The following is a 5,396-nucleotide window of genomic DNA, read 5'->3' as shown; positions in this document are numbered from 1 at the left end:
CTGACCGTTCTTTTCCAGGGGATTAACTGATGCACTTCAAAGTTGAATGCAGGTTATTCAATGCAATTCCGTTGTGTTTTCCCGAGTTTGATTTTTCATTAGAGGCTTCCAGCCCTACGCCATTATCTTCCACTTCAATCACCCACTGTATTCCCTCGCGTTTTACCTTTAGAGAAACAAGCCCACCCTTAGCCGCAGGCTCAATACCATGAAAAATAGCATTCTCTACCAGGGGCTGCACCAGCAAAGGGGGGACGGCAGCCCCCAGGTTTACCTCGTCCGTCAGCTCAACCTTGTACTGAAGCCGCTCGCCCAAACGTATTTTTTGAATAGCCAGGTAACACTCCAGGCTATTGAGTTCATCCTTTAATGAAACCTGATCTGAACGAGACTTTTTTAAGCTAAAACGTAAAAGATCACTGAAATTATCCAGCAATAATTCCGCCTTTTGAGGATCATGACGAATCAACATTTTTAAGTTAGCCAAAGTATTAAATAGAAAGTGCGGTTCAATTTGGCTTTGTAGGACTTTAAGTTGACTTTGCATTAAAGTCTTCTGCTGTTGAGCCTGCTGCAATTTTGCCTCTTGATGTTTTGTCTCCAGCTGATAGGACTGATCCCGATTCAGGTTAAATTGGTAGATTAAAGTTGTAATAATCATTGCGACAATCAAAAAATCAATCGCAGGGAAGTCTCCATAACCAGACACCCACCACCAGGCATGTAATGTTCCCAATGAGATCGCGGCTATAGTCGTCACCGCGTACTTCAGTTTTTGCGGCCAAGCAGGCCTTAAAAACTCGATCAACTGCCGTGAAGACGCCCCTATAAATCCATACGCCAACGAAATGACCCCATGCACATAGTAGCTCCCCCCCCAAATAATCTGGGTAATCACCGCCACGGCCGCACAGAGGGCCAGGGTACGTAAATATCTGCTCAATATACTCACAGTCAATCCCGCCTAAAAAACAATGCTGCTACTCAAAGTGACCACTGCCTGATTTGGGAGCTGGGCAGAGGCAGACTCTTCCGGGCCATCAAAGTACCTGACGGAAGCTGCGACCGTCCAATCACTGCCCACTTCGCAACTAAACCCGGCCGTGAATATGATGCCGCCATCCTCAGGCGTGTAGATCAAATCCACCTTGGGATGATACTCGTGATTGGAAAGCCCCCAATGTACCAGCATCGTGTGCTGTAAGGCATTTTCACTTAGATAAGCCTGCGCAGAGGACAGGCGAAGGCCATCCCAGAGCGCGCCTCGACTTTGATACCATTGGCTATTATCCCGTAGCGTACTCCAGTTCTTATGCCCCCAGGCACGACTATCAAACCAATACTCGAGAATGACAGAGTGTCCGCGACTATTTGCCCAAGTCATTCCCATTAGCGCCAACCAACCATTATCTAACTCAATTTGCTTCGGCGCGGATGCCAGCTCGGGAGACTGAGGTTCTTGCCAATACAAATATTCCTGCTGATATCGCCACTCGCCGTGCAGCTCCCATTGCTCACCATATGTATTCACCCAGCTAGCCCCCAAGTTAATTCCACGCTGGTCATCCAGATAGCCCAGAAATTGCCACTCAGCACTGGCCTCCAGTTGATACCACCGTACAGCTAAGCCTTTAGGTAACTCGTTTTCCGCTTCCTGACCTGCATTGGCATCCACCCACATGATGCTCAGCTCGCCACTTTCAGTGAAGCGGCTAGCTGAAATTACTGCGACACCTTCGTTGGCCTGCAGGGAGACCGGATTGCGCTCCACAGGCAAGAACCAGTCCAAAGGTCGATAACCATATCCCACACCAAAGTCCAGGCGACGCTTGCCCAGCAGCCAGTCCCAGCCCAGCCACTCCCGCTGCCAAAACAGCTCCTCAACCACCAGCAGGGTGTCCTCGCTGCCACCCCTTTTCGCTTTGTGTATCACTGAAACTTGCCCCTCCCAAGTGCCGTAGTGTAGAGCGCCCTGTAATAGCGCTTGCCGGGATAGGTTTGAGTTCGTTTCAAATAAGGCGCTATCAGAAGTAAAACCGTGAGCGGCAGCTATCGCCAGCTCCCACTGGGATTCCAGTGATTCCGCCTGGCACAGGCCACAGCTGAGTAGAAGAGAGAGAGCCCAGAAATATTGTGTGTTCATTTTTGCCTCCTTTCGATGAAGGCAAGCTATCAGCCGGGTCACCAATCACCACTGGATAAGACCAGCGGTTATTTGGAGGGAAGAATTGCAATTGCGGGGGATAGACGAAGGGTAAATTTCCCCGGCAGTATATCGCGGCGAGCCTGTCACTTCTTTCTCAGCCATCCCAGGATACGGTTGCTGGCCACCTGCCAAGTCCCAGAGGGCTTGTAAATAAGAGGGTAGGTTTCTCGCGTTGATGAAAATGGGCCTGCGTTTTGCTGGATAATTTCCAGAGAGCCCTGCTTAAAATCTATCCGAGAAACAATGGCCACATGACCATAAGGATTAGTCACTGTCGGGCGATACACGACTAAATCACCAACCCCAGGCGGCATAGTTCCGGCGTTGCGAAACTGCAACAAGCCTCTTTTGCTATTCAGCTCTCCATGGCTGACTGCACCATCAAAAAAATCCTTCGCGTGCCCATAACTATCCGGCATACGATGTCCCAGCCGCTCATAGTAATAGCGCTTCACAAACTCTACACACTGGTACTTTAAGCCGATGTTATAGCCATCTGCTGAGGTGTTGCGCTCTTCAACATGATTGACACCACCGTTGTAGTAAACATTCACTCCATGCAGCGAATCGATCACCTCACCGATTCTATAGTCTGGATTGAGATTGAGGCGCGTCACCCATTGATAAGCAGTTACAATTGCCAGCAGGCAAGCACTCAGAGTAGCGAGAGACACCAGTATCCGAGTAGTTTTTTTGTTGTCCTTGATTCTCGTAATAACAGACCGCATTCCCTTTCTCCAATAAACAACCCTGATTTATTTTTCTGATTTTAATGCCGACAACGCAAAGAAACGCACCAACTCCCGACCTGGGGTAGCTTCACTCCGATTCACCCACCCCCGAAATTGCCGGTAAAGCCCCCTTGCGATGCCTCTGAACTACAAAGCGGTCACAACCAAGGCACTGTTTTACAGGATGTATGGCAGAAGGCCAAACGATATAGCATCTGTTTGGCGTCAACAATCAGTCACCTCCAGCCAAAAAAGAGGAGCGGTTTTCGCCTCCGGTGACCCACAATCAACTTTCGGTTACCTAAACACTATCCCGCTGGAACCGTACCAATTAGCAGTTGTCCATCACTTACAAATCATCCAGCTAAATCGCACATACAGATAATTAGAGACTGTCATGCCTGATACCCTTAAATTTTTCACTGTGATTAGTTTATCCGTTTTCCTCACAGCCTGTGGGGGCGGCTCCAGTAATAGCAGTGATTCCAGTGAAGAATCCCCAAGCACAGAAACAAGTACCGAAAACGACTCCGATGATGGGGATGAAACCGATGCTGATAGCGGCACAGATACTGATTCAGATACCGGCGGTTACACCTTTAACCCCAGCACCCCATTATCAACTCTCATTGTAGGGACACGAGAATTTACCAGCGGTACCCTAACTCTGGAAAATACAGACAACAGCAGTCCGCAATTTCAGGCCAGTAATGTAGAGGGCAATTACGGAAATTTAACCCTGTTTGCCAATGGTGGTTGGGAATACCAGCTAAATGCCAATACCCAGGATTTAAATAGCGGCCAATCTGTAGAGGATCTGATCGCATTCCAGCTCACTGATGGCAGCACCCTCTCCGTTACTTTTTCTATTCAAACAATAGAAGCCACAGAAAGCAGTGTGGTTTTCATTTTTATGAACTTCTCCGATGCCTCGGTTGGCAACGACTTGAGTGTATCCCAGATAGCGGACATGACCTTCAATGATACCGACTCCCTGGATAACACCTACAAAGAAAACTCCCTCGGACAATTGAAGTTCCGCCGTCACTTGAGTGACAACACCTCCTTGGCCCAGTACTGCTACGGCGAAGACAATAACGAATCTAGCTCCATCGACTGCTTTAATTACAACATTCCCGACAGTCAGACTGGTGGTGTATTAAGTGTGGCCAATGCACAGTCTCGCTCAGGCGGTCAGTATACGGATGGAGGCTATACCTGGAGAGATAATGCCACCAGCTGGATTCAGAATAATTATGTCGATGCAAACAATCGACCGGTAGATCTGGATGACTGGCGCCACCGTGTCTATATCTACCCCGAAGCTGCCGCCAACGCCGATCTGGTGGGCACTGGTGTCGCCTCCGTGGGCGGACAGTGGAGCATCATTGTCAGCGATAGTGACCAACTGATTATGGGACACGAGATTGGCCACAATATCGGCCTGAGCCACGCCGGCAATGACGATAATAATGATGGAGATACCAATGACAACAACGAAAGTGAATACGGCAGCAGCGGTTCCTTTATGGGTAATGGCTGGCAGTCCAGGCTATTCGGCAGTGGTCATCGGGACTATATGGGCTGGTATGATGCCTTCACAGGGTATACAGAAACCGTCGGAAAATCCGCAAACACTACTGCTCGCATAGATCTGCAAGCGATAGAACTAACCGCCGGAGAACTCAAAGAGTCACAGCCACAGCTTCTCAAAGTCGAAAGCACCGGCAGCAGAAATGGCGAGAACTATTACTATATCGAATACCATATCGATCACGACATCCTAAACCCCCGTCCATATCATGAAAATGCCGTAACAATTCATTACCTGCGCGGCAGTAGCAGTAACAATGTCATCGCCAACCAGGTGGCCACTTTGTCCACTCCAGGCGACAACTTCACTGACTCATCTGCCGGGGTTACCATTGAATTTGAATCCGTGGACGCCAGCAATCAATCCGCCACGATTTCTGTTAGTTATAGCAACTAATCTACCGAAGAGTATGACTACGATGAAAACCTTACCCCTGGCCCTGCTGCTCTCACTCTCTTCCTTCGCGATAGCAGAAGAAACAGTAACCGGCGTATTGGAAGAGGAAATCTCTGAGAACTTTCAAACCGGCGAAATCGACCGTCGTTTCTCCCTGAAGGATGAAAACACCGGAGAGTACTATTTTATTGATGCGCAGGAGATCAAAGAAAAAGGTATGAAGTCTGGTGAGCGAGTCCGCATTCACGGTGAGCGGGAGAATAAACGTCGGTTTCGTATTCGAGAATCACAACGGCTGGAGTTGCGGCGGGAGGAGTAGCTCTATTTTTCGCATAAAATAAAGACCCAGTAAGGCCTTGCCTATTGATCCAATACTTAAAAAATTACGGTCATGCGTCGTTTCTTTACTACCGACGTAACTATTCAGCACTAACCTCAAAAAATTTGAATTTTTCCAATAAAAACCTAG

5 protein-coding genes are annotated in these 5,396 nt (G+C 48.5%); 2 read left to right on the top strand and 3 right to left on the bottom strand.

Annotated elements, in window-relative coordinates:
- Positions 1-22 precede the first annotated feature (22 nt).
- The 3 genes from MO867_RS20260 to MO867_RS20250 form a co-directional block, all read right to left on the bottom strand.
- Complete coding sequence (locus MO867_RS20260) at positions 23-952, bottom strand: sensor histidine kinase (RefSeq protein WP_252472469.1); 930 nt, start codon at positions 950-952, stop codon at positions 23-25.
- 12 nt (positions 953-964) lie between these two features.
- Positions 965-2,143: a hypothetical protein gene (locus MO867_RS20255; RefSeq protein ID WP_252472467.1), complete on the bottom strand. Its 1,179-nt coding sequence runs from the start codon at positions 2,141-2,143 to the stop codon at positions 965-967.
- A gap of 146 nt (positions 2,144-2,289) precedes the next feature.
- A complete protein-coding gene (locus tag MO867_RS20250; protein ID WP_252472465.1) occupies positions 2,290-2,934 on the bottom strand; it encodes a CHAP domain-containing protein in 645 nt (214 codons plus the stop codon).
- 400 nt (positions 2,935-3,334) lie between these two features.
- Between MO867_RS20250 and MO867_RS20245 the strand changes: the two genes are divergently transcribed.
- The gene (locus tag MO867_RS20245; RefSeq protein WP_252472463.1) at positions 3,335-4,927 is read left to right on the top strand and encodes a VCBS domain-containing protein; all 1,593 of its coding nucleotides are present in this window, start codon (positions 3,335-3,337) and stop codon (positions 4,925-4,927) included.
- A 22-nt stretch (positions 4,928-4,949) separates the two neighbouring features.
- Positions 4,950-5,246: a hypothetical protein gene (locus MO867_RS20240; RefSeq protein WP_252472461.1), complete on the top strand. Its 297-nt coding sequence runs from the start codon at positions 4,950-4,952 to the stop codon at positions 5,244-5,246.
- The last annotated feature ends 150 nt before the right edge of the window (positions 5,247-5,396 follow it).

This window comes from Microbulbifer okhotskensis, assembly GCF_023895975.1.
Classification (GTDB): Bacteria; Pseudomonadota; Gammaproteobacteria; order Pseudomonadales; family Cellvibrionaceae; genus Microbulbifer; species Microbulbifer okhotskensis.
Note: the sequence above shows the minus strand (reverse complement) of the source record. Positions and strands in the feature narration are given on the sequence as shown.

Bases quoted from the DNA above. Each gene is read 5' to 3' on its own strand.
- MO867_RS20240 (WP_252472461.1), top strand. From the start codon at position 4,950: ATGAAAACCTTACCCCTGGCCCTGCTGCTCTCACTCTCTTCCTTCGCG.
- MO867_RS20250 (WP_252472465.1), bottom strand. From the start codon at position 2,934: ATGCGGTCTGTTATTACGAGAATCAAGGACAACAAAAAAACTACTCGG.
- MO867_RS20255 (WP_252472467.1), bottom strand. From the start codon at position 2,143: ATGAACACACAATATTTCTGGGCTCTCTCTCTTCTACTCAGCTGTGGC.
- MO867_RS20245 (WP_252472463.1), top strand. From the start codon at position 3,335: ATGCCTGATACCCTTAAATTTTTCACTGTGATTAGTTTATCCGTTTTC.